This is a genomic window from uncultured Pontibacter sp. (assembly GCF_947495565.1).
Lineage (GTDB): Bacteria > Bacteroidota > Bacteroidia > Cytophagales > Hymenobacteraceae > Pontibacter.
In genome coordinates this window covers 18,693-42,312 of the sequence record NZ_CANLZM010000021.1, presented here as the reverse complement: position 1 = coordinate 42,312, position 23,620 = coordinate 18,693, and the positions used below count along the sequence as shown (strand labels likewise).

General features: G+C 50.3%; 24 protein-coding genes. 10 read left to right on the top strand and 14 right to left on the bottom strand.

Annotated elements, in window-relative coordinates; all coding sequences use genetic code 11:
* Window positions 1-189: 189 nt before the first annotated feature.
* The 3 genes from Q1B04_RS19165 to Q1B04_RS19155 all read right to left on the bottom strand — a co-directional run bounded on the left by Q1B04_RS19165 (window position 190) and on the right by Q1B04_RS19155 (window position 1,749).
* Entirely contained in the window at window positions 190-516 is a 327-nt protein-coding gene (locus Q1B04_RS19165; RefSeq protein WP_299762262.1) for a nucleotide pyrophosphohydrolase, read from the bottom strand.
* Window positions 517-518: 2 nt separating this feature from the next.
* Window positions 519-977, bottom strand: coding sequence for a D-aminoacyl-tRNA deacylase (gene dtd / locus Q1B04_RS19160; RefSeq protein ID WP_299762259.1), 459 nt, complete (start codon window positions 975-977; stop codon window positions 519-521).
* 133 nt (window positions 978-1,110) lie between these two features.
* On the bottom strand, window positions 1,111-1,749 hold the full coding sequence (locus Q1B04_RS19155; RefSeq protein WP_299762256.1) for a hypothetical protein: 639 nt from the start codon (window positions 1,747-1,749) through the stop codon (window positions 1,111-1,113).
* A 146-nt stretch (window positions 1,750-1,895) separates the two neighbouring features.
* On the opposite strand from Q1B04_RS19155, the gene Q1B04_RS19150 reads away from it, so the two are divergent.
* Entirely contained in the window at window positions 1,896-2,798 is a 903-nt protein-coding gene (locus Q1B04_RS19150; RefSeq protein WP_299762253.1) for a hypothetical protein, read from the top strand.
* Here the strand turns inward: Q1B04_RS19150 and Q1B04_RS19145 are convergent.
* Window positions 2,795-3,697 carry a universal stress protein gene (locus tag Q1B04_RS19145; protein WP_299762250.1) on the bottom strand — a complete coding sequence of 301 codons (903 nt, stop codon included), beginning with the start codon at window positions 3,695-3,697 and terminating at the stop codon, window positions 2,795-2,797. The genes Q1B04_RS19150 and Q1B04_RS19145 overlap by 4 nt on opposite strands.
* A gap of 148 nt (window positions 3,698-3,845) precedes the next feature.
* On the opposite strand from Q1B04_RS19145, the gene Q1B04_RS19140 reads away from it, so the two are divergent.
* Window positions 3,846-6,569 carry a hypothetical protein gene (locus Q1B04_RS19140; protein ID WP_299762247.1) on the top strand — a complete coding sequence of 908 codons (2,724 nt, stop codon included), beginning with the start codon at window positions 3,846-3,848 and terminating at the stop codon, window positions 6,567-6,569.
* Window positions 6,570-6,615: 46 nt separating this feature from the next.
* Here Q1B04_RS19140 and corA read toward each other — a convergent pair whose 3' ends face one another.
* The 3 genes from corA to Q1B04_RS19125 are packed head-to-tail and all read right to left on the bottom strand — an operon-like array spanning window position 6,616 to window position 9,315.
* Entirely contained in the window at window positions 6,616-7,749 is a 1,134-nt protein-coding gene (gene corA, locus Q1B04_RS19135; protein WP_299762244.1) for a magnesium/cobalt transporter CorA, read from the bottom strand.
* Between the two features lie 37 nt (window positions 7,750-7,786).
* Window positions 7,787-8,392 (bottom strand): YigZ family protein, encoded by a 606-nt coding sequence (locus Q1B04_RS19130; RefSeq protein WP_299762241.1) that lies wholly within the window; start codon window positions 8,390-8,392, stop codon window positions 7,787-7,789.
* 2 nt (window positions 8,393-8,394) lie between these two features.
* On the bottom strand, window positions 8,395-9,315 hold the full coding sequence (locus Q1B04_RS19125) for a hypothetical protein (RefSeq protein ID WP_299762238.1): 921 nt from the start codon (window positions 9,313-9,315) through the stop codon (window positions 8,395-8,397).
* Between the two features lie 115 nt (window positions 9,316-9,430).
* Here Q1B04_RS19125 and Q1B04_RS19120 point away from each other — a divergent pair, with 115 nt between their 5' ends.
* From Q1B04_RS19120 to Q1B04_RS19100, 5 genes are all read left to right on the top strand, one after another.
* On the top strand, window positions 9,431-9,844 hold the full coding sequence (locus Q1B04_RS19120; protein ID WP_299762235.1) for an FdtA/QdtA family cupin domain-containing protein: 414 nt from the start codon (window positions 9,431-9,433) through the stop codon (window positions 9,842-9,844).
* A gap of 121 nt (window positions 9,845-9,965) precedes the next feature.
* Entirely contained in the window at window positions 9,966-11,078 is a 1,113-nt protein-coding gene (locus tag Q1B04_RS19115) for a DegT/DnrJ/EryC1/StrS family aminotransferase (RefSeq protein ID WP_299762232.1), read from the top strand.
* Window positions 11,079-11,623: 545 nt separating this feature from the next.
* On the top strand, window positions 11,624-12,592 hold the full coding sequence (locus Q1B04_RS19110; protein WP_299762229.1) for a glycosyltransferase: 969 nt from the start codon (window positions 11,624-11,626) through the stop codon (window positions 12,590-12,592).
* Window positions 12,593-12,781: 189 nt separating this feature from the next.
* On the top strand, window positions 12,782-13,762 hold the full coding sequence (locus Q1B04_RS19105; RefSeq protein WP_299762226.1) for an acyl-ACP desaturase: 981 nt from the start codon (window positions 12,782-12,784) through the stop codon (window positions 13,760-13,762).
* Window positions 13,763-14,062: 300 nt separating this feature from the next.
* Window positions 14,063-15,163, top strand: a complete 1,101-nt coding sequence (locus tag Q1B04_RS19100; RefSeq protein ID WP_299762223.1) for a VWA domain-containing protein — start codon at window positions 14,063-14,065, stop codon at window positions 15,161-15,163.
* A 12-nt stretch (window positions 15,164-15,175) separates the two neighbouring features.
* Here the strand turns inward: Q1B04_RS19100 and Q1B04_RS19095 are convergent, their stop codons facing one another.
* Window positions 15,176-15,361: a hypothetical protein gene (locus tag Q1B04_RS19095; protein ID WP_299762220.1), complete on the bottom strand. Its 186-nt coding sequence runs from the start codon at window positions 15,359-15,361 to the stop codon at window positions 15,176-15,178.
* A gap of 75 nt (window positions 15,362-15,436) precedes the next feature.
* Between Q1B04_RS19095 and Q1B04_RS19090 the strand changes: the two genes are divergently transcribed.
* Complete coding sequence (locus tag Q1B04_RS19090) at window positions 15,437-16,963, top strand: sigma 54-interacting transcriptional regulator (RefSeq protein WP_299762217.1); 1,527 nt, start codon at window positions 15,437-15,439, stop codon at window positions 16,961-16,963.
* A gap of 56 nt (window positions 16,964-17,019) precedes the next feature.
* On the opposite strand, the gene Q1B04_RS19085 is transcribed toward Q1B04_RS19090, so the two are convergent.
* From Q1B04_RS19085 to Q1B04_RS19075, 3 genes are all read right to left on the bottom strand, one after another.
* Complete coding sequence (locus Q1B04_RS19085) at window positions 17,020-17,313, bottom strand: hypothetical protein (RefSeq protein ID WP_299762214.1); 294 nt, start codon at window positions 17,311-17,313, stop codon at window positions 17,020-17,022.
* An 80-nt stretch (window positions 17,314-17,393) separates the two neighbouring features.
* Entirely contained in the window at window positions 17,394-18,122 is a 729-nt protein-coding gene (locus Q1B04_RS19080; protein WP_299762211.1) for a DKNYY domain-containing protein, read from the bottom strand.
* Window positions 18,123-18,243: 121 nt separating this feature from the next.
* The gene (locus Q1B04_RS19075) at window positions 18,244-19,074 is read right to left on the bottom strand and encodes a type II CAAX endopeptidase family protein (protein WP_299762208.1); all 831 of its coding nucleotides are present in this window, start codon (window positions 19,072-19,074) and stop codon (window positions 18,244-18,246) included.
* Window positions 19,075-19,194: 120 nt separating this feature from the next.
* Between Q1B04_RS19075 and Q1B04_RS19070 the strand changes: the two genes are divergently transcribed.
* The gene (locus tag Q1B04_RS19070) at window positions 19,195-19,932 is read left to right on the top strand and encodes a hypothetical protein (protein WP_299762205.1); all 738 of its coding nucleotides are present in this window, start codon (window positions 19,195-19,197) and stop codon (window positions 19,930-19,932) included.
* Here Q1B04_RS19070 and Q1B04_RS19065 read toward each other — a convergent pair.
* Both Q1B04_RS19065 and Q1B04_RS19060 read right to left on the bottom strand, forming a co-directional pair.
* The gene (locus tag Q1B04_RS19065) at window positions 19,910-21,214 is read right to left on the bottom strand and encodes a dicarboxylate/amino acid:cation symporter (RefSeq protein WP_299762202.1); all 1,305 of its coding nucleotides are present in this window, start codon (window positions 21,212-21,214) and stop codon (window positions 19,910-19,912) included. The genes Q1B04_RS19070 and Q1B04_RS19065 overlap by 23 nt on opposite strands.
* 324 nt (window positions 21,215-21,538) lie before the next feature.
* Window positions 21,539-21,997, bottom strand: coding sequence for a peptidylprolyl isomerase (locus Q1B04_RS19060; RefSeq protein ID WP_299762199.1), 459 nt, complete (start codon window positions 21,995-21,997; stop codon window positions 21,539-21,541).
* A gap of 139 nt (window positions 21,998-22,136) precedes the next feature.
* Between Q1B04_RS19060 and Q1B04_RS19055 the strand changes: the two genes are divergently transcribed.
* Window positions 22,137-22,805 carry a fasciclin domain-containing protein gene (locus Q1B04_RS19055; RefSeq protein WP_299762196.1) on the top strand — a complete coding sequence of 223 codons (669 nt, stop codon included), beginning with the start codon at window positions 22,137-22,139 and terminating at the stop codon, window positions 22,803-22,805.
* Window positions 22,806-22,880: 75 nt separating this feature from the next.
* On the opposite strand, the gene Q1B04_RS19050 is transcribed toward Q1B04_RS19055, so the two are convergent.
* A complete protein-coding gene (locus Q1B04_RS19050; protein WP_299762194.1) occupies window positions 22,881-23,582 on the bottom strand; it encodes an SDR family oxidoreductase in 702 nt (233 codons plus the stop codon).
* Window positions 23,583-23,620 lie beyond the last annotated feature (38 nt).

Sequence of the window (23,620 nt, the reverse complement as noted above, 5' to 3'; positions counted from 1 at the left end):
CATAAGTCTGCAAACTTTTCTTACCTGAACAACCGGCACCTGCTTTTTTATTCAATCAAATCAAAACAGCCTCTTAAGGCCAGCTAAATTGTAAACTCAAATTAAGTATAACCACAAGTTGAAACAGACGGAAGAAGCACACACGTAAAATACAACCCTCTAACTCTCAAACCCTCTAACTCCCAAGGTTTACTTTAGCTTTTCGTTTTGCTTATGCCGGTCGCTGTCGCGGTTGGTTTTCTTCTCGAGGTTCTTTTGCAGGGCATCTGTTAGGTTAACGCCGGTCTGGTTTGCCAGGCAAATCAGCACGAACAATACATCGGCTAACTCGTCGCCCAGCTGCTTGCCCTCGTCACTTTTCTTAAACGACTGCTCCCCGTATTGCCTGGAGATGATGCGGGCCACCTCGCCAACTTCCTCGGTAAGTATGGCCATGTTGGTGAGCTCGTTAAAGTAACGGACTCCGTTTTCATGTATCCATTTATCTACAATGGCTTGTGCTTCGGCTATGGTCATACTTAAAATAGGTCTTTGTGTTCGGTGTCCATCACTATTGTTACCGGGCCATCGTTCAGCAGCGATACTTTCATGTCAGCCCCAAACTCGCCTGTCTGCACTGGTTTCTCCAGCGCCTCCTCCAGCAGTTTCACAAATTGCTCATACAAAGGGATAGCTACCGCAGGCGGTGCGGCATTGGTGTAAGAAGGTCGGTTGCCTCTCTTGGTGCTGGCATAGAGCGTAAACTGGCTAATCACCAGCGCCTCGCCATTCACATCTTTTATGCTCAGGTTCATCTTTCCTTCCGCATCAGAGAATATGCGCAGCGCGGCTACTTTTCCGGCCATCCATTTCAGATCTTCCGCTGTATCGTTAGGGCAGAAGCCGGCCAGCAGCAGGAGCCCTAAGCCGATTTGCCCTTTGGTGCGGCCCTCAATTTTTACGGCAGCCTCCGTTACCCGCTGAATCACAATGCGCATGGTGTGCTATACTTTGGTTCAGGGCAAAGGTAATAATTTGAGTACTTTGAGTGCAGGGAATTTGAGGCTGCAGAAAAGTATAAACCAGGTGCTGGCGCAGCAGGAAAGGCATTTAGGTACTACATAATAGCTTCTAATCTACATACCCTTCATACAGAATGCGGCTTACTTTGCCTTTCTGGAGGTAGAAACGCAGCGTAACTGGTGCGCCTTCTTTTGCAGAGGCAACCACTTCGTTAGGTGCTTGTGTTATTTTGATGTCTTCGGCCTGACTCTTCAGTCGCTTTATCAGCTCGGCCTGGGCCATGCCCACTTGCAGGTTGTTGCGTAGTTTTATATCCGTACTGCGGATGTCTGCTACTTGCAGGTGCAGGTCGCCGGAATGGCTAGGGGCATAAAATTCCATAAAAGAGCTGCCGAACCGGATGGTAAAGATCGTATCTGTTACGCTTGCTTTGTGCCGGTTTTCGATGGCATCAGCATCTACAGTAAAATCAGAATCAATACGATCGAAATAAGTTGTCAGATCGTTGCTTTGCTGGCGGTTGGCTACAAAAGGGTTTCCTAGAAGATCAATTGTGGCAAGGGCGCGGGTGGTGCTCACCGCGGTAGTGTCTGGCTCAGCGGTACGTCGCTCAAATGGCACGTCGGCCTCTTCTTCCGGGGAGCTATCGGTGCAGGCGGTGGCAAAAGTATGTACTAGCAGCAGCAAAAGCAGCAGCCGGGCTTTAAGGCTGTACTTATGGCAGATGCTGTAAGAGCGGAGAAACATAATGAACGATGCGTTTTAGTAAGCTGGAGCGGATAAACTATACCTACATACGAGAATCAACCGCCCAAAAGTTATAGCTAAAACAGCTTCCCTCCGTTTGTTTAGGCCCGGGATAAAGTATAATTTGGCGGCAAAGATGATAAAAAATGAATACTCAGCAAATAGCGCTTGTCACTTATAAAGACGCAGGTAAATATACAGGTGTTTCGGAGGAGGAAAATGCCCGACTGCACAGCTTTTTAAATAAAAAAGGCCTGCAAGTTACGCTCGAAATCTGGGACGACCCAGCTGTGGACTGGGGCAAGTATGATGTGGTGCTGCTAAAGTCGCCATGGGATTACTTTGATAAAATCACTGCTTTTTATACTTGGCTCGATCAGTTGGATAAACTGCAGGTGCGGGTGCTTAACCCGATAAAAACAGTGCGCTGGAATGCCGACAAACGCTACCTGGTGGAGCTGCAGGAGCAGGGCGAAAACGTGGTGCCTTCGGTGTGGCTGGAGCAGGGTACAAAGCTGCAAACGGCAGAGGTATTTGCGCAACTGCAGTCTGATAAAATTATTGTGAAGCCGGCCGTGAGCGGAGGGGCCAAAAACACTTTTGCCCTTACCCAAGAGGAGGCCGAGGCCAAAACCGAAACTATAAACGAGCTGCTGCAGCAGGAGAGTTTTCTGGCGCAGCCCTTCGTGCCGGAAATCCAGACGAAAGGCGAGTGGTCTTTTCTGTTTTTTAACGGAGCCTACAGCCATACGGTGCTTAAAGCGGCAAAGGCCGGCGACTTCAGGGTGCAGCATTTCTTTGGAGGAACAGTGCACACGCCGGAGCCGCCGGCGCAGCTACTAGAAGCCGCACACAACCTGGTAGACAAGTATGCGCAGGGTTGCCTATACGCACGCGTAGATGGCGTAGAGCTTAACGGAGAACTGGTGCTGATGGAGCTGGAGCTGATAGAGCCTTTTCTGTTTATGGCCACCAGCGAGGGTGCCATAGAACGCTACTACCAGGCGCTGTTGGAGCAACTGCAGCAGCCATCGCAAAGTATGGCCTAAGCTTTTTCGGGGCTGTGGAAGATCAACAGAGGCACCTGCGCCTCCCGCACCAGCTTTTTACTGAGGCTCGGTTTAAAAATGCTGCTGAGCAGCGAGCGTTGGTGGTTATTCAGGGCAATCAGGTCTACCTGCTCCCGCGTCACAAACTCCTGCAAGGCATCGGCCACATCATCTCCCTGCAGCAACGCAAACTGTAGCCCGTGGTTTGGCAGTTCGGAATATAGCCGTGCCTGCAGCTGCTCCATTTTAAAGCTGTCGTCTCGCTCTGAGTCTTCTGTGCCGATGTGTGCGCAGAGAATCTCAGAGTCGAACGACTGCAGAAGTTGCTGCAGCACAATCAGCGCCTGTGCGTCTGTCTTGTCAAAATCGGTGGCGTATAAAACGCGGCGCAGGCTGTGCTGTTTATAAGCCTCCGGCACAGTTAGCAGCGGCACCTTGGTCTCTTCTATCATTTTGGTGGTAATAGTGCCAAAAATAGAGCGGATCATGTTGTCTTCGCCTTGGGTGCCCATGAGTAGCAGGTCAGGCTTAAAGCGCTTTACCTCGTCCGGTATAACATCCTCAGGCATCCCAAACATAAAGGAGTGCTTCAGGTGGATGTTCTGGCCGAGGGTGCGTGCTTCTGACTGCATTTCCTGGTACAGGCTCTCCAGTTTATCCTGTTCGTCCTGCTGATTGCGGTGCAGCACGCGGTCGGTGATTATTTCGGAGCCGGGGCTTAACGTGCCGCTTCCGGTGTCTATAAGCGGGTCGTCCATCTCGGGCTGCAGCAGGTAATCGTTGAAGCAGTGGAGCAGCAGGACTTCTGCCTGCGGCACGGCAACACCCAGGTAAAGGGCATAGCGGCAGGCGTTTGCGGAGCTGTCTGTGAAGTCAACAGGTATCAGTATTCTAAACATGTTAGGGTTTTTTATAAAGCTAGGATGTTGTATACGTGCAAGTTTGAAAAAGGAGTTACGCTCCTGCAGTACGGTATTCTCACATAAAGTTCAGGCCTCGGCACAGTTAAAAAAAATACCCTATTTTTGTAACCTGATAGCGCCTGCCATGCCAAAACGCATTGTATTTTTCTTCATCGGCTTTGTTATACTTGCCTCCCTTATTTTCTACGGCTTCAACCGCTGGAAAGACTCACGGGAAAAAGTAAACCTGTGGGCGCTTGTGCCGGATAATGCGGCGCTGGTGGTGGAGACAAACAACCACCAGGAACTGATGGAGCACCTGCGCCAGACAGAGCTGTGGCAAAGCTTTTCGGTGCTGCCACTGGCCAGCCGCTTTCAGGAAAACATGGCTTACTTGGATAGTATAGCCCCCGGCAACCAGCGCCTCGACCGTTTTCTGGACGAGAAAAGTATACTTACCTCTTTGCATGTAGAGGGCAAATCGGATGTGATGTATGTGTTTTACGTGCCTGTAAGTTCTGTAGGCGAGCACCGGTTTTTACGCACCCTAACCGAAAACCTAAACAAGAGCGAGCTTTTTGAGCAGACTTCCCGCAACTACCAGGGGCAGTTGCTTACTGATATAACCAACACGCGCAACGGCAGCAGCTTCACCTACTTCACTTACCACAACAACATCATCTTAAGTGCCTCACCCGTGCTGGTGGAGGAGATTGTGCGCCGCATAACCCGTGGCAAACCCACATCTGTTGCAGCGGAGTTCAGTAACATTAATTACCTGAGCCAGCCCGAAGTTTACGCCAACGTGTTCGTGAATTACCGTGTGCTGCCAGATATGTTGGGGCTTTTCCTGAAGGAGGATGTGATGCCGCAGGTGCGCTACTTGTCCACGCTGTGCCAAAACGCCATGCTGGAGCTGAAGCTGGAGCGGAATAAGATCTTTCTGAACGGCTTTTCTACCCCTGAGAAGCTGAACAACTCGCTGCACAGCCTGATGCAGCCTAAAAAGCCGCAGCTGCTCGGTTTAAAGGCTTACCTGCCAAACCGGATCGCTATGCTGCTGCACTTTGGCCTGGAGGAAACAGCGCGTTTAAGGCAGCCGCAGAAAAACAACAAATCCGCGTATGCCGCCACGGTGGATAGCCTTGCCCAGAGCTTCAGCAATGAAGCTGCGCTGGTGTACCTGGAGGCAAACAGCATCAGCCAAAGCCCCGAAAAAGTTACGTTTGCGCATACAGCAAACCCTGCCGAAACACAACGCCTGCTAAACAGCCTGGCCGCACAACTCGCCGAGGCTCGCAAGGAAAAACCATACACCGAAAACTACGGGAGTTATACTATACAACTGTTGAATGTGCCGGAGCTGCCAGAGCAGTTGCTGGGGCGCGTATTTAAGGGCTTTGAGCAAAGTTACGTGGTGCAGGTGGACGATTACCTGCTGCTTGCAGAAGAAATAGCTACTTTGCGGCTTCTCCTGGACGATATCTCTGAGGAGAACGTTTGGAGCAAGTCTGTGGCGCAAAAGGCTTTTCTGGATGAAACGCTGCAGGAGGCAAACTTCAGCCTTTACCTGAACACCGTTAACGCCTGGTATATACTTAACCGCTACACAACGGAGGAAGACCGGGAAAACCTGCTGCAGAATGCCACTTTGATTAAACGTTTCGCACAGGTGGCGCTGCAGTTTTCTGTGGTGGAGGGGCGCTACTACACCAGCCTCGTTATCCGGAGGCCGGACCAAAGCAAGATTACCGGACAGGATGTGTTTGAGGAGGAAATAAGCTTAACCTTTGATAACCGGCTGGACACACGGCCCTTCCCGGTGCAAAATGCGGTAGACCGCAGCCGTGAGCTGGTGGTGCAGGATTCTTCCAACGTGCTGCTCAACGTTACCGCCTTGGGCAAACGCGGCTGGACTGACAGCCTCGGCTCCGCCCTCCGCAGCGATATTAAGCAGATAGAGTACGGCCCGGATAAGAAGCTGCGCTACTTATTCATCACTTCCAACCGCATCCATGCCATAAACAACCAGGGGCAGCCGCTGGAGAATTTTCCGTTTAACCTGCCCGATACGCTGGACCTGCAGCACCTGGCTGTTTTCGATTACGAGAAGGATGGCAATTACCGTGTGTTGGTGGATGATAACCTCGGCAACTTGTACATGTACAACATGCTTGGTGCGGCTGTGCAAGGTTGGCTGCCGCGCCGTATGGATTACCGCCTGGCAGCAGAGCCGCAGCACCTGCGCGTAGGTGGCCGCGACGTTATTCTGGTGGCGCTGGAAAATGGCTACATCTATGCCCTTAACCGCAACGGCGATACATACCCTGGCTTCCCGATAAACCTGAAAGTACCGCTGACTTCTGGCGCAGTGGCTAAAGTTGGGGCTGACCTAAAGCGTACTGAGGTAACAGCTGTAACAAGGTATGGCAATGTGGTGACTTTTAACCTGCTGGGTAAGGTGCTGGGCCGCGAGCAGCTGGTGCGCCCTAGCAAACGCGCTATGTTTGACCTGGTGCCGGAGAGCAGTAATGGCCGCTCGTATATTATTGTGCAGCAGGAGCAGGGCAAAGTTACGGTACTGGACCAGGACCTGAACGAGTTATTTGAGAAGCGCTATGTAACCTCAGCCCCTAAAATTGTGCAGTATTTCCGTTTTGGAGGAGATAAAAATGTATATGCCGTTACTGAAACAGGCCCTCGCAAAACATACTTGTACGATGCCAAAGGCAAGCTGATAGGAGGCCGCTCCCTGGAGAACAGCCATCCGGTTACCATCTACTACAACGAAACCTCCAACGATTACACTTTATACTTTACCTTAGGCAATCAGTTGAAGAAACTGCGGTTTACTGTAGGAGAGGAGTAGTTGGTATGCAGTAGCATTTATAAAGTATAACTGGGTTTATCTGAACTCAAAAACTCCTGAACCAGCCTTTTCTGTAAAAGAAGTATAGCTGCAAAAGTATAAGTATGGCCATTAACCCAAGCAGGATAGGGTAGGAGTAGGGCTGATAAAGCTCCGGCATGCTATGCGGGTAGACCTGGCCTGTTTCAGGGTTCTGGTGCGAGAAGTTCATCCCATACAACCCCACAATAAAACTCAGCGGGATAAAGATACTGGAGATAATGGTGAGCACTTTCATGATCTCGTTCATGCGGTTGCTTACCGTAGACATGTAAAGCTCTACCAAGCTGGAGGCCATCTCGCGGTGGTTGTCCACTAAGTCAATCAGCTGCACGGCATGGTCGTAGGCATCGCGGAAGTATACTTTGAGGTTCTCCGGAATAATGTTTTCGTCCATGCGCAGTAGTTCGTTCATCAGGTCGCGGGCGGGCCAGGTAATGCGGCGCAGCTTTACAAGCTCGTTTTTAAGGTCCAGCACCTGGGCTAATGTCGCTTTGGATGGCTGCAGCAGCACGTGCTGTTCCAGCTCCTCAATGTAGATGCCGATATCAGCCATTACCGGGAAATAATAGTCCAGCACCACGTCCAGGATGGCATAAGCAATGTACATGGGCGGGCGCTGCCGAATAATGCCTTTGCCGGCGCGAATACGGTCTCGTAGCGGGTTCAGGCAATCGCCGTAATCGCTTTGCAGGCTAAGCACATAGTTCGGACCGGTAAACAACGAGAGCTGCACATCGTCCAGCGTCTTGAAATCCGGCGACCAGCGCAGCATACGGGTAATTATAAATAGGCGATTGCCACCAAACTCTTCTACCTTGGGGCGTTGGTAATCATTTATCACATCCTCCATCTGCAGTGCGTGCAGCCCGAAATCCTGCATGAGCGTCTCCAGCATCGCCTGGTCAGCGTATCCCCGAATATCGATCCAGTGGCGTGCGTCCGGCCGGGACTGTACCTGATGCAGCAGATCCTGGTAAGTAGGCAGCTCCACCTCCTCAAACATCTCCTCGTTAAACGACATCAGGAAAAAGCGCGGCGCAAAAGCCTCGGCGGGAATAACCAGTGAGCCCGGCTTGATGCCTGCCTTGCGTTCCAGAATTTTGTTACGGGTACGGAGGTTCTTGGGGCGTTTAAACATAGCGTAGCGAGAGCGTGAGTTTTAAAAGTTAACTGGTTTATTCAGATACAAGCGATACTTCAACGCCATCCATTTCCTCTAGTTTGGCGGTTATTTCCTCCTGAAGTTTTCGGCGAACTTCCAGTGTCAGGCGGCAGTCAAGTTCAAACTGCTGGTCGCGCACCTGCAGGTCATACTCCTTCACCAGGCTCATCACGTCGTTCATCTGCGGGTAAGCGTAATGAGCCAGCAGCAGCACTGTTTCATGCTTTTCTACAACAGTGGCATTGGCCAGTGCCTCGGCAGCGGATACTTTGTACGCGTTGATAAGCCCGCTTACGCCCAGCTTGGTGCCCCCGAAGTATCGTACCACCACCACCAGCACGTTGCTAAGTTCGGCAGAGCGAATCTGGCCAAGTATAGGGTCGCCGGCAGAGTGGTTGGGTTCGCCATCGTCGTTGGCGCGGTAGCGGCTTTGGTCGGCCCCGAGTATGTAGGCATAACAGTGGTGGCGGGCATCATAGTACTTTTTTCGTAGCTCAGCCAGCACCTCCTTCACCTCCTCTTCGGAATAAACCGGATAAGCCAAGGCAATAAACTTGCTTCCTTTTTCTTTGTACAGGCCTTCGGCGGGCGCTTCTATGGTTCTGTAGGTATCTTCCATGGTTAAAACAGGTTGGCCATAATTTCCTGGTACGAGATAAGCACAAGAGCAAGCACAGCCAGTACCAGCCCCAGCAGGTTTAGCGGGGTCAGCTTTTCTTTGAAGAAAATAACTGCGCCTGCCGCTCCGGCCAGGATAATGCCGATGTTGTTGATTGGGTAAAAAAAAGCACCGTCGTTGTGAAAGTAGCCCAGCGCAAGTATCAGGAAAAAAACAGACAGATAATTAGGTACACCAAGTATAAACCCGGCTATTAAACTGCGGCGGCGGAAGTTGGTTTTATAGCGGAACGACTGGTAAACGTACACTGCCAGGCCAGCCACAGCCGACGTAGCGAAGGTAAGCATGGTAAACTGGCTGGCTTCGTGCGGCTGCAGGTGGTACTGGTTTGTGTAGTTGATGAGGGAGTCGGCAATGCCGCTGTTGAGGAAAATAACCAGGGGCAGCAAGATGGCCAGCGCCGCCGATACTTTGGCACCTCCTGCGCCGTCTGCCTGCCCGCGCGGCCTCAGCGAAGAAAGCACAATTGCGACTAAAGCAGCGGCCATGCCAGCATAGTTTAGCCAGGTGTAATCTTTCACGGTGGTCTGCAGCACCAGCAAGCTGAAGAGCACGGGTATAACCAAAGAAATCTTAGCCGCCACTGAGGCCACTGTTACGCCAACTCGCTGTGCTGTAATGGCAATCAGGTAAAAGTTAACAATAAATATCACACCTAAAGCCATAGCGAAGTATGCCCAGGCACGAGTGAATATCTGCGGCTGCAGCACATCCGTACCACCCGGAAACAGCAAGCCCACCAGTACGCACACCACGTAGTTTACCACAATGGCCTGAAACGTATGCACGCCGTAGCGCTCGTATAATTTAAAGATAAACAGAAGTGATGCTGTGCAAAGAATGCTCAGTAATAAGTATAGCATGGGCTAAGTATAAATGCCGCAAAAGATGCAAGATAACCAAAGCCAGCGAAGGGTAAAAATTATAGCGGTCTCTCCTAAATGACGTACCTTTGCAGCAGCACCAAACTTTTATACTTTGCCAGCCAATCCATACCTGCTTCCGTTTCACCGCGTTGGTAGCCAGCAAATAGGCTACATCACCAGCACACAGTTTGCCGAGAATATCCCTTTTAAAATAAAAAGAGTGTTCTGGACGCAAGGCACGCCGGCAGGAGTAGAGCGCGGGCACCACGCCAACATGGCCACCGAGGAGGTGCTAATAGCGCTAAGCGGAAGTATAGAAGTGCTGACCGACATCGGGAGAGAAAAGCAGGAGTTTAAGTTGGTAAATGCGCAGGAAGGGCTATACATACCAGCCATGTGCTGGACAGAGCTGCGCTTCTCGGAAGGTGCCACCGCCCTCTGCCTCACCTCCACAGACTTCAGCGAGTCAGACTACATCCGCGATTACAATCGGTTTTTGCAGCTGGCACAGCACCTAACGCTGTAGTAAGTTTGATTGTTAATTGGTGATTGATAATTGCTGAATCATAATTTATCTAAAGAGATTATTGACAAGGTTTGCTCCATACCCTCTAACACCCAAACTCTCTAACTTTTTAACTCCTTTCATGCATCCCCTCCCATACTTTCAGTTCAGAGATTTTCCGGCAGGCCTAGAGGCGCAGGTGCAGCAGGCATTGTTCGCGGCCGTGGCCGGCAAACAGTATGTGCTGGGGCCGCAGGTGCAGGCTTTTGAGCAAGATTTTGCAGCTTATTTGGGGGCAGGAGCAGCAGTGGGAGTAGGCAACGGCTACGATGCCTTGGTAATTGCCCTCAGAGCATTGAGTGTGGGAGCAGGAGATGAAGTGGTGCTGCCGGTGCATACATTTATCGCGACAGTAAACGCAGTGCTGCAGGTGGGCGCAAAACCTGTGCTGGCAGAACCTGACAAGAATACCTATAACCTCACCGCAGAAACTGCAGCCAAGCACATCACCTCTAAGACCAAAGCTATACTTGCGGTGCACCTTTACGGGCAGGTTTGCCAGATGGAGGTGCTGCAGCAGCTGGTGCAATCCAAAAGTATAAAACTGCTGGAAGATGCCGCACAGGCGCATGGCGCAACCTATAAAAACAAACCAGCCGGAAGCTTTGGAGATGCCGCAGCCTTTAGCTTTTACCCTACCAAAAACCTGGGGGCTTTAGGCGATGCCGGAGCCGTGGTAACCTCTGATGCCAATGCCGAAGCCTTTGCCCGGAAGTATAGAAACTACGGTGAGTCTCAAAAGTATACTTCGGAGCAGATAGGCATAAACTCGCGGCTGGATGAGCTGCAGGCGGCAGTGCTACGGGTAAAACTGCAGCACCTGAACAACATGAACACCGAACGTCAGCGGCTGGCGCAGCTATACCTGCAGCAGCTGCAGCATACCGGTGACCTTATTCTTCCGGAAACAGCGCCAGACTGCAAACACGTTTATCATATCTTCAACATCCGCACAAAGTATAGAAGCCAGTTACAGGAATACCTGCAGCAGCAGGGCATAAGCACGGCCATACACTATCCGGTGCCGGTGCATCTGCAGCCAGCCTATACTTTTCTGGGCTACAAAGCCGGAGACTTTCCGGTAGCCGAAGAACTGGCCAGCACCAGCCTCAGCTTGCCCCTTTTCCCGGGCCTGACAGAAGCAGAGCAGCAGCGGGTGGTAGAGAAAGTGAAAGCGTTTTTCGAGAGGTATTGATTGTTGGTTTGCAGTGCCGGGCCCAACCACTCCTGCCCTACAAGTATGAAGCCACTCAGAGATTTGCTTGTGAAGGTTTTCATCCCCCTGCTCCCTTCGAAGGAGGACTTTGGAGAAACTCCATCAGCTGCATCATCCAACCACCCCTAACCCCTCAGAGCTACGCTCGCTAGTTTCGAACTCTCGTTCTCACTAGTCTAAGGCGGGGAATTCTGTTCAAACTCCGTCAGCAGTGGCTATTGAAAACTGATCCCAGTCTTTCCGTTGAGCGCCTTGTATTGATGCGGTGCCCGAAAGGGCTGCCTGCAGCGGAGCGAAAGAGGGCCCCTACCCCCGGCAGCTTCAATACACCGCGCGATGCGGGAAGACGAGGCCTCCCTTAAAGAGGGCCCCTACCCCCGCCTGGAGGGAGCCAAAGCCAAGAATGAAACAAGCAGGTTGTAAAGCCGTGGATGAACAGCAGCCACAAAGTATAAATACAGATAAACCTAAGCTAAAAGTATAAACAACCGCTGCAGCAGCCAAAACCAGTATAAAACATTTGCTTGCATAATTCCTTATCTTCGCTCATGCCTCAGCCGCCACTCGTTTCCATCATCTGCCTGTGCTACAACCACGAGCGTTTCCTGCGCCCGGCGCTAGACTCAGTGTTAACCCAGACATACCCTAACCTGGAAATTATTGTAGTAGACGACTGCAGCACCGATAACAGTGTAAGCATTATTCAGGAGTACGTGCAGCGGTATCCGCAGCTGAGGTTCATGAGCACCGGCAGAAATATTGGTAACACCAGGGCGTTTAATAAGGGGTGGCGCACCAGCCAAGGCCAGTTTATACTTGATTTTGCCACAGACGATGTGCTGCTGCCGGAGCGGGTAACACAGCAGGTGCAGCAGTTTCAGCGGCTTGGGCCGGAGTATGGTGTCGTATATTCTGATGCCGAATATATCTCTGATGATGCAGCGCATTTATACTTTCATAGCCAGAAGTATAAAGCTGCACCGGATGGAGATGTTTTTGCCGAGGTGCTGGGCCGTTACTTTATCTGTCCGCCTACCATGCTCATCCGCCGCAAGGTTTTTGAGGAATTGGATGGTTACAACGAAGCCCTGGCTTATGAAGACTTCGATTTCTGGGTGCGCTCTTCGCGCAAGTATAAATATGCTTTTCTGCCCGAAGTTACCACGCAGCGGCGGCTGCATACGCAGTCACTTTCGAGTGGGTGGTACAGCAAAGGCAACCTATTGTTGGCTTCTACTGTTGAAGTATGCAAGAGAGCTGCAGAAATGGTGCACACGGAGCAGGAACGCGCCGCGCTGGCCATGCGGCTGAAGTATGAAGCGCGGCATGCCTACCTTACCGGCAATTATACGGAGGCAGAGCAGTTGCTGCAGCTACTGAAACAGACGGTTGGTCTGCCTGTTTTGTACCGTTTTGTGCGGCAGTTAAACAGGCATAAAATTAACTTGGGTTTCCTGCGGGAGCTTTACAACTGGCTCCAGAACCGGCAGTAAATAGGACTGTTTTATTTACCTCATCTCTTTTTCTTCGTAAGCTAAAAAATAAACCGGTTATTTTACGTAATGGCTATTTCGAGCCCTAAGACCATCTGAATTAGGTGTTTTTGCAGCTATTTTGTTGCAAGTCCGGGCCAATACCAATATTAAATAACTATATTTGGCACTCAATTAAACAACAGCAACATGATTACATCAGCACTTGCCTCCCGTGCAGAAGTTATAAAATGGATGGAAGACTTCGTGGGTGAAAAGATCTCCGAGTTTCTTAAAACAGTAGAAGATAGCTGGCAGCCTGCAGACCTTTTGCCGGATGCCACCGTGGATAATTTCTTTGATGAAGTGAAAGAGCTGCGTGAGCGTGCCCGAGACCTGAGCTACGACCTGTTGGCCGTACTGGTAGGCGACACGATTACAGAGGAGGCGCTGCCGACCTACGAGAGTTGGCTGATGACTATTGAAGGGCTTCCGAAAGATCCGAACGGCCCTTGGATGAAGTGGAATCGCGCCTGGACGGCTGAGGAAAATCGCCATGGCGATGCACTGAACCGTTACCTATACCTGACCGGGCGTATCAACATGCGTGAGATGGAGGCCTCTACGCAATATCTTATTGCCGATGGGTTTGACCTGCAAACCGACGATGATCCGTACCGCTCGTTTGTTTATACTTCGTTTCAGGAAACAGCCACTAACATATCGCACCGCCGCGTAGCCCAGATCGCCAAAAAGCAAGGCGATAACCAACTGGCTAAACTGTGCGGCCACGTAGCTGCCGACGAGGCGCGCCATGCCAAAGCTTACAAAGCATTTGTAGGCAAAATATTTGAGGCCGATACCAACGAAATGATGTTGGCTTTTGAAGACATGATGCGCAAGAAGATTGTAATGCCTGCCCACTACATGCGTGAGCTTGGTGTTGAGCTTGGCAAAACGTTCGGCCACTTTACAGATGCCGCGCAGCGTATCGGAGTGTATACTTCATCTGACTACACAGACATTCTGGACGGTCTTATTAAAGAGTGGAAGATAGAATCGCTTACTGGCCTGGACGAAGCCGGCGAGCGTGCCCGTGATTATGTGATGGCCCTTCCGGCTCGTTTGAAGCGTGTGGCAGATCGTATGAAAGTACCAGAGTTAGAGTATAAATTCCGCTGGATAGCATAACCAGCAGTCAGTAAATTATAAAAGCACAAAGGGCAGGTCGCGAAAGCAGCCTGCCCTTTGTGATTTTATATATCGCTGCCGTAATATTTCAGCTGGCGAGGATTTTACTTTTCTGGGGCTTACCTAAGTATAAGTAGCCGGCGTGTCTCTAAGTATAAACAGTTGCAGCAGCGTATCCTAAGCCATGAAACGTTTGGTAGAATCTCTTTTGCAAGTATAAATCCGTGCTGCCCCGTATAAGAACTTTATGCAAGAACATTAGACGGCGCTGCGTTGTTGAAGTATAAACCGAGAAAAAATATGGCTTTAGGATATAGATTTACAGATTACGTTCCTCCGCAAGATGACAAACCGGGTTTCGAGTCGCTGCTGAAGATTTTTATGCAGCTGGTAACAATTACCTCCGGCGATGCGGGCGAGGCGCTGAACTGGCTGAGCTCCCTGGACAAGCAGTACAACCTGACAGGAGACGAGTATGGCATCGGAGATTTTATTGAGGATCTGAAAAAGAAAGGCTACCTCGACGAGAATCCGCAGGAGAAAGGCAGTTTCCAGTTAACAGCCAAGAGTGAGCAGGGGATACGGCGCAGCGCACTGGAGGAGATTTTCGGGAAGCTGAAGAAAGGCGGCAAAGGCAGCCATGCTACACCGCACACCGGAATTGGCGAAGAAGCCAGCACCGACCGCCGCGAGTACCGATTCGGGGATGCGCTGGAGCAGATTTCGATGACCGAATCGCTGCGAAACGCCCAGATAAACCACGGCATCGGCGACCTGCGCCTGACTGAGCAGGACCTGGAGGTAACCGAAACAGAGCACAAAACGCAGGCCGCCACGGTGCTGATGATCGACATCTCGCATTCTATGATCCTGTACGGCGAAGACCGCATCACACCGGCCAAAAAGGTGGCTATGGCGCTAGCTGAGCTTATCAAGCAGAAATACCCGAAAGACACGCTGGATATACTGGTGTTTGGCAACGATGCCTGGCAGATAGAGGTAAAGGATTTGCCGTACCTGGAAGTAGGGCCTTACCACACCAATACCGTTGCCGGCCTGGAATTGGCCATGGATATCCTGCGAAAACGCAAGACGCAGAACAAGCAAATCTTTATGATTACCGACGGCAAACCAACCTGCCTGAAGGAGGGGCTGCGCTACTACAAAAACAGTTTTGGGCTGGACCGTAAGGTGGTGAACAAAACCCTGAACCTTGCCGCGCAATGCCGCCGCCTCAAAATCCCGATCACCACGTTTATGATTGCCTCAGACCCATACCTGCAGCAGTTCGTAGATGAGTTTACGAAGGTAAACAATGGGCAGGCCTACTATAGCTCGCTCAAAGGCCTCGGCCACCTAGTGTTTCGCGACTACGGCCGCAACCGGAAGAAAAGCTTTTAGAAAGTTAGCTTCTTAAGCCTCTAGATTTTTGTTGTTGGGCTTAAACCTGCTTGCTACAAAATAGAGAAGTAGCGAACCAATAAAAATCAACTGCATGGCAAGCGAGCTAATGGTATGGTTGATCCTAAGGATAGCTGCTACAATAACGATAACCGCTTGAACGCCCAACAGGATATTTCTATAGGAGATTGTTTTCATGAATTAAATATAGAGGGTTTGGTACTATAAACCTTCTGGTAAGAGATAATATTTTTAGTCATTGAGCTATAAAGAATGAATTACACAACTATACCAGCCGATAAACTACAACAGATAAAAACCCTGGGCCAGCTAAAGGCTGCGGGTTACGAGCCACAAACGGTAAAGCAGGAGCTGCGCCGCAACCTGATCAAAAAGCTGCAGAACAAGGAAGAGGTTTTTCCGGGCATTTGGGGCTACGAGGAGACCGTGATTCCAGACATGCAGCGGGCCATACTTTCGATGCACCACATCAACCTGCTGGGCTTGCGCGGACAGGCCAAAACCCGCATTGCACGCCAAATGATCGACCTGCTGGATGAATATATTCCGGTAGTGCAAGGCTCCGAGCTAAACGACGATCCGCTACAGCCGCTCTCGCGTTACGCCAAAGATATAGTGCATGAGCATGGCGACGATACGCCAATAACCTGGTTGCACCGCTCCGACAGGTATACCGAGAAACTGGCCACGCCTGATGTATCCGTAGCTGACCTGATAGGTGATGCAGACCCAATTAAAGCCGCCACGCTAAAGCTGCCATACTCTGATGAGCGCGTGATCCACTTTGGCCTGATACCGCGTTCGCACCGGGGCATTTTCGTGATAAACGAGCTGCCCGATCTGCAGGCGCGCATACAGGTGGCGCTGTTCAATATTCTGCAGGAAGGCGACATACAGATTCGCGGTTTTAAGGTGCGTATGCCGCTGGATATCCAGTTTGTGTTCACGGCAAACCCGGAAGATTATACCAACCGTGGTTCCATTGTAACGCCGCTCAAAGACCGAATTGATTCCCAGATCATCACGCATTATCCTAAAACCATCGAAACCGGCAAGAAAATTACGCAGCAGGAAGCGCGCGTAAAGCAAGGCCAGGGCGAACTGGTGCAGACCAACGACATCATCGGCGATTTGATTGAGCAGGTGGCTTTTGAGGCGCGCGAAAGCGAGTACGTAGACCCTAAAAGTGGTGTATCTGCACGACTAACAATCTCAGCCTTCGAAAACCTATTAAGCGCAGCCGAACGACGAGCCTTACTGAACGGCGAGCACCAAACTTATGTGCGGGTGTCGGATTTTTTGAATACAATTCCATCGGTTACCGGTAAGGTGGAGTTGGTGTATGAGGGCGAGCAGGAGGGAGCCGGCCATGTGGCGCAGGTGCTCATGGGTAAGGCCATCCGTACGCAGTTCCTGAAATACTTTCCTGACCCTGACAAGGCCAAGAAAGCGAAGGAGGGGAATCCCTATAAAAAGATTACCAATTGGTTTGGCGATGGAAACACCATAGATATTTTGAGCGATGCCTCTGCAGAGGAGTATAAAAAAGCGCTGCAAAGTATACCCGGACTGGCCGAACTGGTAGAGAAGCAGCAGCCAAACGCCAAAGGTGATAAAAAGCTGTTTATGATGGAGTTTGCCCTGCATGGCCTCGCCGAACACAGCCAGCTCAGCAAAAGCCGCCTCAGCACCGGCTTGCAGTTCAAGGACCTGCTCAGCGGTATGTTTACCATGCCGAGCTTCGGGGAGGAAGATGATGAGGACGATGATCAGTTTTAAAGTATAAATAAGCTTATAAGTATAAAGGCAGGAGCGTAGAGTTTCTGTCTTTATACTTATTCTTCTTCCAGCAGCGCCGCACTTATACTTTGCCATTCTTCCTCTAGTGTTTGCTGCGGCCGCTCTCTGCCGGCCCTGCCGTACCAATAATCAGCGTTCCATGTGTCACCCTCTTTGCGGTGCAGATAGGAATGTATCCAAGCGGCGTTCTGGTCGGGCAGGTTTTGAATAAGAACGTGCGCTTTCTCCCAATTGCCCTTCGCCTCGTGCCACAGCGCCTGCAGGTACACATTAGCTTCTGGTGGGGGAGTGGAAGCGGAGAGGCTGGTTTTGAAGGTGGTGAGGTTCATAGTTGTTTAACGGTGTTGGGCTGCGTTGGTGGGCTTTCGAAACCGAAGCTTAAAGCATGTGCAGGGTTAGGTACTGTTTTTTACTGCAAGTATGTTTTTCTATACTGCTCTGTTATAGGGCCTTTGTTCTTCTCCCTATCATACATATTCCTGTCATCATGTCCAAACGAGCCAACACCATCAGGAATAAAGGATGAAGCATTAGCACCTTCAACTAATCTATTCCTATAATAGATGTTATTCTTGTCCTTAATGTAGTAGGGGCTAAGAATCTTGGCAGAAGCGTAATCTAGTGAGTCTATTCTTAATTCATTCCAGTAGAAGAAGCTGTCGTCCTTACCCCAGTCTTCATCTATGACTTCAAATTCATTCGGGGCTACGCCATCTAATTTTTTAAATTTATGATACACATGGTTTTTATCTTTTGCCCAAAGATTGTCTATCACTTCAAAGGTTCTTACATCAGCTTGCTTTATCTTGCTGTCATTCACTCCGAACTGTAACAAATAGACGTGATCCTTATCTTTCCAGTAGTATTTTCTGATTTGTTTAAAAGTTGATGGTTCAGCGTCAGCTAAGATAGATGTCCCTACAAATACGTGTTTCTTATCTTTAGCAAGGTCTAAGTTTGTACTATGGTTGATAACTTCAAATGAGCTGTAATCAGCATTTTCTACTTCCAAATATCTTACACCAATCCTTGCTTCATTAGAACTTCTAAGATAAACCTTTCCATCCTTTTTAGTATAGCCTGAACAGCCTGTAAGAACTATAATAATTAGCCCAAGAAGAAACTGCTTATAGTTCATTGATTCTTATGCACAAATTTGTAATTCAAATAGTACCTAACTAGTGTATAGTAGTAGTACCTACTCCCACTATCTGCACTATGTGTGGTAATAATATACCAAATTTTCCGAGGATTTATTACTATATTACCACCAACTCCTCCCTCACCGCACCCTTCCGCTTCCACGCCAGCACAATGGCCAGCACCACCAGTACCCGCACAATAGTAAAGATTAGTTCGCCGGTGGGCTCCAGGTTGGTAGGATAGGCCAGGTTAGCCATCAGGTGCAGCAAGATAGCGCCAAGTATACTTCGGTTGGTGTTGTTGTAAACCCAGGTGAAGATGAAGGAGAGCGCGATCAATTGGAAAGACCAGGACCAGAACTGGTAGCCGAAGCCTTTGGCGTGCTGCGACGTGCCCTCTATAAAGAACAGCGGCAGGTGCCACAGTATCCAGGCAATGCCAAGTATAAAGCTGCCAGCTATTGCGCCATACTTTTGCTGCAGCGGGTCCAGCACATAACCGCGCCAGCCCAGCTCTTCCGAAACAGGCCCGGCCATGATGATCACAAAGGCAAACAGAAGTATAGCCGATGCTGAGTCGAGGCCGCTGAACAGGCTCGCCACCGGCGGCTGCACACCTCCGAAAAAGGAATAAATGTAAAAGCCCAGCAGGTAAATGGCTGGCATAATGAGCAGAATCACCAAACACCACACCCAACCAATCCGCTTAAAGCTGAGAACCCGGCTCCAGAAGTCGTGTTTTGCGGCTGCGTTGCCGTAGCGGTGCACCAGGTAAATAGCCGCAAACGAAGGTCCGAAAGCACCCAGTATAAGCAGCGGCAGCATCAGGTCGCCGGGGAGTGGCAATGCCAGCATAGCGCCCCAGACAAGCCACGAGAAGATAAAGCTGAGCGCAAAGAAGCCCCAGATGCCAGAGAGCGCAGTTTGCTGGATAGATGGTTTTTCCATAGTACAGGGACGTGATTTTTATGAATTGTAGTAAGTGAAGCACAATATAATAATATCTGCATACTAATCAGGCAGGCGAAGTATAAAACCCAACCAGCACGAACAAAGTAGCTTAGGGGTATGGATAACTATGTTTCGGTGTGGCCGGTGCTGGTGCTGGCGTTTATACATTTCTTCGGTACTAAGCTGCGGTTCCTGGCAGGTGTGCCGCGCAGCATCTGGCTCTCGGGGGCTAGTGGGGTGTCGGTGGCGTATGTGTTTCTGCACCTGTTCCCGGAGTTGGGTGAGGGACAGGAGCATGTAACAGAGCAGAACTGGGCCGAGAGCTTTCTAAGCCACCATGTATACCTGATGGCGCTCATCGGGTTAGGAGTGTTTTACGGGCTGGAGCGCACAGTGGTGTCTGCCAAAGGGCCTAAAACTGAGCAGGCAAAAGGCAGGGAAACAGAGGGGCCGATCGGTGTATTCTGGTTACATATCAGCTCCTTTGCCATGTATAACGCCATTATCGGCTACATTCTTTATCAGCGGGAGGAGGGCTCTTTAAGTGACCTGGCTCTTTATTCGGTGGCAATGGCGCTGCACTTCCTGGTAAACGACTTTGGCTTGCAGGAGCATCACCAGAGAACTTACAAAAAGTATGGGCGATGGTTATTGGCGCTAGCCTTGCTGTTTGGCTGGGTTTTAGGATTTGTTGTGGAGCTGCACAAAACCGTGCTTGTGATGTTAGTAGCCTTTATAGGCGGCGGGGTGATAATGAATGTGCTGAAGGAGGAGTTGCCCCAGGAACGCGAAAGCCGCTACTGGGCCTTCGCACTCGGGGCAGGTTTATATGCTATTTTACTGTTATCTCTGTAGGCGGGTGCAGCTGGCCTTCGGTTCGGGCCACCATCATTGACACGGTTGCGTCGCCGGTGACGTTCACAGTGGTGCGCAGCATATCCAGGATACGGTCTGGGGCAAGTATAAGCGCGATACCTTCTATCGGAATTCCGGCCTGCTGCAGCACAATTACCAGCATTACAATGCCAGCGCCAGGCACAGCTGCAGCTCCTATAGAGGCCAGCGTGGCTGTCATCACAATGCCGAGCTGCGCCATAATATCCAGTTCAATGCCGTATGCCTGGGCAATAAACACGGCCGCTACAGCCTGGTAAAGACTGGTTCCGTCCATGTTAATGGTAGCGCCAAGCGGAAGCACAAAGCTGGTGATCTCTTTGTTGATGCCCAGGTTTTTCTCGGCACACTCCATAGTTACGGGTAAGGTGGCTGCGCTGGAGGAGGTGGAGAAGGCCAGCATCTGCGCCGGGAAAATCCCCGTTAAAAAGCTCCTATACTTGGTTTTACCCACTGTCACCACCAAAGCAGGGTATACCACAAATATCATCAGCGCAAGGCCAATTGTTACTACAATGCAGTAGTAGCCCAGCACCAGCAGTAGCTCTAAAGCTGCACCTGGGTCGTTGCCGGCAAACTCTACCACCAGCCCCGCCAGTAGTGCAAATACGCCATAAGGCGCGGTCATCATAATGATATCCACAACTTTAAGTATGGCCATGTTCACGCCCTCAAAAAAATCGTTTACAGGCTGGGCTTTGTCGGGAGGTATAAGGATGAGCGCAATACCGAAGAGTAGCGCAAAAAAGATAACCTGCAGCATACTTCCGTTATCGGTCATGGACCGGAAGATGTTACTCGGCACAATGTCGATGAGCGGCTGCAGCGGGCCTTGCTGCTCTACGGCGGCGGCATCAGAAGACCGCTGGTTGGTGGTGGAGGCAAACTGTTCTTTAAACTCCTCGCGCTTCTCCGGGGAGAAGGCTTTGCCCGGCTCAAACACATTTACCAGCACCAAACCCAAAAACACAGCCAGCACAGTGGTGCCTAAATAAATGCCGATGGTTTTAGAGCCGATGCGTGAAAGGCGGCTAATATCACTGAGGCTGGCAACACCTGTTATCAGCGACACCAGCACCAGCGGCACGGCAATCAGCTTAAGCAGGTTAATGAAAATGGTACCGAAAGGGCTGATCCAGTCTTGGGTAAAGCTGTTGAGGCCAAAGGAGCTGGCCATCATTCCCCAGGCTATTCCTAGGGCCATGCCAATCAGGATTTGCCAGTGTAGAGCGAGTTTCTTCATACGTGGTAGCAAGCAGAATTGCCTGTAAAGCTTTTCCGCCTCTCTTATTCTTTAATATGTTTAAGTCGGTAAGAAGGCGCGGAATCAGTAAAGCAAAGCAGTTGAAACCTTGTTAGTTAATTCCGGTGCCGAACGGATGTTAGGTAAAAATAAGCATATTTATGCAGGATATTGGGGTTAAATAAAAAAACTTCTATTTATAGTTTAGATCATTCTATGGCTCCGGCTGCTGGTTGAATTTATGGATTGAAATATGTTAAAAATAAAGCCGGCCTCCGCAATGCAGAGGCCGGCTTTATACTTAAGCGGGAGGTTTAGGTTTGGCTATTCCTCGTTCACTACAATCTTCTCGATACGGTCGTTAGCGCGGATCTGGTCAATCACATCCAGGCCTTCTACTACTTTGCCGAAGCAAGTATGGTTACGGTCGAGGTGCGCTGTGTTTTTGCGGCTGTGGCACACAAAAAACTGCGATCCGCCGGTGTTGCGGCCTGCGTGGGCCATGCTCAGCACGCCACGGTCGTGGTACTGATTCTCGCCGGATAGTTCGCAATCGATTTTGTAGCCTGGGCCACCTGTGCCTGCTACGCCTTTGGCTCCCTCGCGCGAGTTAGGGCAGCCGCCCTGAATCACGAAATCAGGAATAACCCGGTGAAACGTAAGGCCGTCGTAAAAGCCTTCTTTAGCCAGCTTTACAAAATTTTCTACTGTTTTAGGAGCGTCTTTCTCATAAAACTCAACTTTCATTACACCTTTGCCAGTATGGATTTCTGCGGTTTTCATGTATAGTTTTGGTTTAGCTTAAACATTGATTGAGATAACAAAAGTACACAAATTATAGTTTAAGAGAGCAATAAGCCTGGCATTACGGACAGTCGCTTAAAAACAAAAGCTAACCCACGCACAAGTATAACTAATGACTATGAAAGCAATAACCAGAATGGCCTATACCTTCGCGATACTTTGCAGCACAGCATTGGCAGGCTGCGGCACAACCGATGAAAACGCCGCGAACGAGACACAGCAAGAGTCGTCTACAAACCCGGGCGCAGAGGATGTGACTGGCATGACCAACCCGAACACACCTGGAAAACAAGCCGGCGAAGGCGAATTGGGCGGAGACGCTGTGGATGCAGATATGACTGGCCCAAGAATAGGAGGCAACGAGATGGTGCCGTCTCAGAATATTGTGGAGAATATCTCCGTGAACAATGACCTTAGCATGCTTGCAGGTGCCTTAAAGCAGGCAGATATGGTTAAAGCGCTGAACGCTACGGGACCATACACCGTGTTTGCACCAAAAAATACTGCTTTTGAGGCGCTGCCAAACGGTGTGCTGGAAGACCTGATGCAAGCTGATAACAAGCAAAGGCTAACTGCTATACTGAACAACCATGTAGTAGCGGGCAAACTGACAGCCGCCGAGTTAACCGACGGCGCTACCCTGAAAACGCTTAACGGCCAGCAATTAACAGTTACAAAAAAAGGTAACGACGTGATGGTAAACGGAGCCAAAGTAGCGCAGGCAGATGTGATGAGCGAAAACGGCGTTATACACCTGATAGAAAAAGTGCTGGTAACAGAGCAGTAAACTGCCACCGCAATTAAACATAAAAAAGACAGGCGCTCCATAAGCGCCTGTCTTTTTTATGTTCTGCCTGAAAAATTAATACGGATTAGTGGCCCAAACCGAATGCTCCGGAATAAAGCCGCGGTTGTCCATCTGTAGGGCGCTTTTAATGGCCCAGGCTATCTCCTCGCCGCGCAGTTTGTTAGGCTGGCTTTCGCGCTCCTGGCGGTCTTCCTGGCCGAAGGCGGTGGTCACCTCACTTGGGTTTATCAGCATCACCCGCACGTTATACTTTCGCAGCTCGGCTTGCCAGCTTTGGGTCATACTTCGGAGGGCGGCTTTTGAGGAAGCATAAATGGAGCCGCCTTCATACCCTTTCAGAGCTGCCGTAGAGCCAATGTTGATGATGTTGCCGTGGTTCTGCTTCTTGAATATCTCAGCGGCGCGGCCAGCCATCATGGCGGCTCCAAACACATTTACGCTGTAGATGCGCTGAAAATCCTCTACCGTAAGCTCTTCCACCCGTTTAGACACACCGATACCCGCATTGTTGATGAGCGCATCCAGTTTGCCGTACTCGTTCATGAATGTTTTGAAGGTGCGTTTCACATCTTCCGGGTTGGCTACATCGGCAGTGATAGGCAGTGCGCCTATGTCGCGGGCTGCTTTGTGCGTGCGTTTTTCGTCTCGTCCGGTTATGGCCACGTTGGCACCGCTTTCAATCAGTAATTTTGCGGTGGCATGGCCAATGCCCAGCGTGCCGCCTGTAATCAGGATATTTGCGTTTTCAAGTTTCATAGTTCCAGTTGCTTAACTTTCAGAAGTATAAAACCTGT

What these genes read in the sequence shown, in the direction of transcription:
- Q1B04_RS19155 (WP_299762256.1), bottom strand. Translation starts at nt 1,749, where the DNA reads ATGTTTCTCCGCTCTTACAGCATCTGCCATAAGTACAGCCTTAAAGCC.
- Q1B04_RS19150 (WP_299762253.1), top strand. Translation starts at nt 1,896, where the DNA reads ATGAATACTCAGCAAATAGCGCTTGTCACTTATAAAGACGCAGGTAAA.
- Q1B04_RS19100 (WP_299762223.1), top strand. Translation starts at nt 14,063, where the DNA reads ATGGCTTTAGGATATAGATTTACAGATTACGTTCCTCCGCAAGATGAC.
- Q1B04_RS19095 (WP_299762220.1), bottom strand. Translation starts at nt 15,361, where the DNA reads ATGAAAACAATCTCCTATAGAAATATCCTGTTGGGCGTTCAAGCGGTT.
- Q1B04_RS19060 (WP_299762199.1), bottom strand. Translation starts at nt 21,997, where the DNA reads ATGAAAACCGCAGAAATCCATACTGGCAAAGGTGTAATGAAAGTTGAG.
- Q1B04_RS19065 (WP_299762202.1), bottom strand. Translation starts at nt 21,214, where the DNA reads ATGAAGAAACTCGCTCTACACTGGCAAATCCTGATTGGCATGGCCCTA.
- Q1B04_RS19115 (WP_299762232.1), top strand. Translation starts at nt 9,966, where the DNA reads ATGCATCCCCTCCCATACTTTCAGTTCAGAGATTTTCCGGCAGGCCTA.
- Q1B04_RS19085 (WP_299762214.1), bottom strand. Translation starts at nt 17,313, where the DNA reads ATGAACCTCACCACCTTCAAAACCAGCCTCTCCGCTTCCACTCCCCCA.
- Q1B04_RS19090 (WP_299762217.1), top strand. Translation starts at nt 15,437, where the DNA reads ATGAATTACACAACTATACCAGCCGATAAACTACAACAGATAAAAACC.
- dtd (WP_299762259.1), bottom strand. Translation starts at nt 977, where the DNA reads ATGCGCATTGTGATTCAGCGGGTAACGGAGGCTGCCGTAAAAATTGAG.
- Q1B04_RS19165 (WP_299762262.1), bottom strand. Translation starts at nt 516, where the DNA reads ATGACCATAGCCGAAGCACAAGCCATTGTAGATAAATGGATACATGAA.
- Q1B04_RS19050 (WP_299762194.1), bottom strand. Translation starts at nt 23,582, where the DNA reads ATGAAACTTGAAAACGCAAATATCCTGATTACAGGCGGCACGCTGGGC.
- Q1B04_RS19130 (WP_299762241.1), bottom strand. Translation starts at nt 8,392, where the DNA reads ATGGAAGATACCTACAGAACCATAGAAGCGCCCGCCGAAGGCCTGTAC.
- Q1B04_RS19145 (WP_299762250.1), bottom strand. Translation starts at nt 3,697, where the DNA reads ATGTTTAGAATACTGATACCTGTTGACTTCACAGACAGCTCCGCAAAC.
- Q1B04_RS19055 (WP_299762196.1), top strand. Translation starts at nt 22,137, where the DNA reads ATGAAAGCAATAACCAGAATGGCCTATACCTTCGCGATACTTTGCAGC.
- Q1B04_RS19075 (WP_299762208.1), bottom strand. Translation starts at nt 19,074, where the DNA reads ATGGAAAAACCATCTATCCAGCAAACTGCGCTCTCTGGCATCTGGGGC.
- corA (WP_299762244.1), bottom strand. Translation starts at nt 7,749, where the DNA reads ATGTTTAAACGCCCCAAGAACCTCCGTACCCGTAACAAAATTCTGGAA.
- Q1B04_RS19105 (WP_299762226.1), top strand. Translation starts at nt 12,782, where the DNA reads ATGATTACATCAGCACTTGCCTCCCGTGCAGAAGTTATAAAATGGATG.
- Q1B04_RS19070 (WP_299762205.1), top strand. Translation starts at nt 19,195, where the DNA reads ATGGATAACTATGTTTCGGTGTGGCCGGTGCTGGTGCTGGCGTTTATA.
- Q1B04_RS19125 (WP_299762238.1), bottom strand. Translation starts at nt 9,315, where the DNA reads ATGCTATACTTATTACTGAGCATTCTTTGCACAGCATCACTTCTGTTT.
- Q1B04_RS19140 (WP_299762247.1), top strand. Translation starts at nt 3,846, where the DNA reads ATGCCAAAACGCATTGTATTTTTCTTCATCGGCTTTGTTATACTTGCC.
- Q1B04_RS19080 (WP_299762211.1), bottom strand. Translation starts at nt 18,122, where the DNA reads ATGAACTATAAGCAGTTTCTTCTTGGGCTAATTATTATAGTTCTTACA.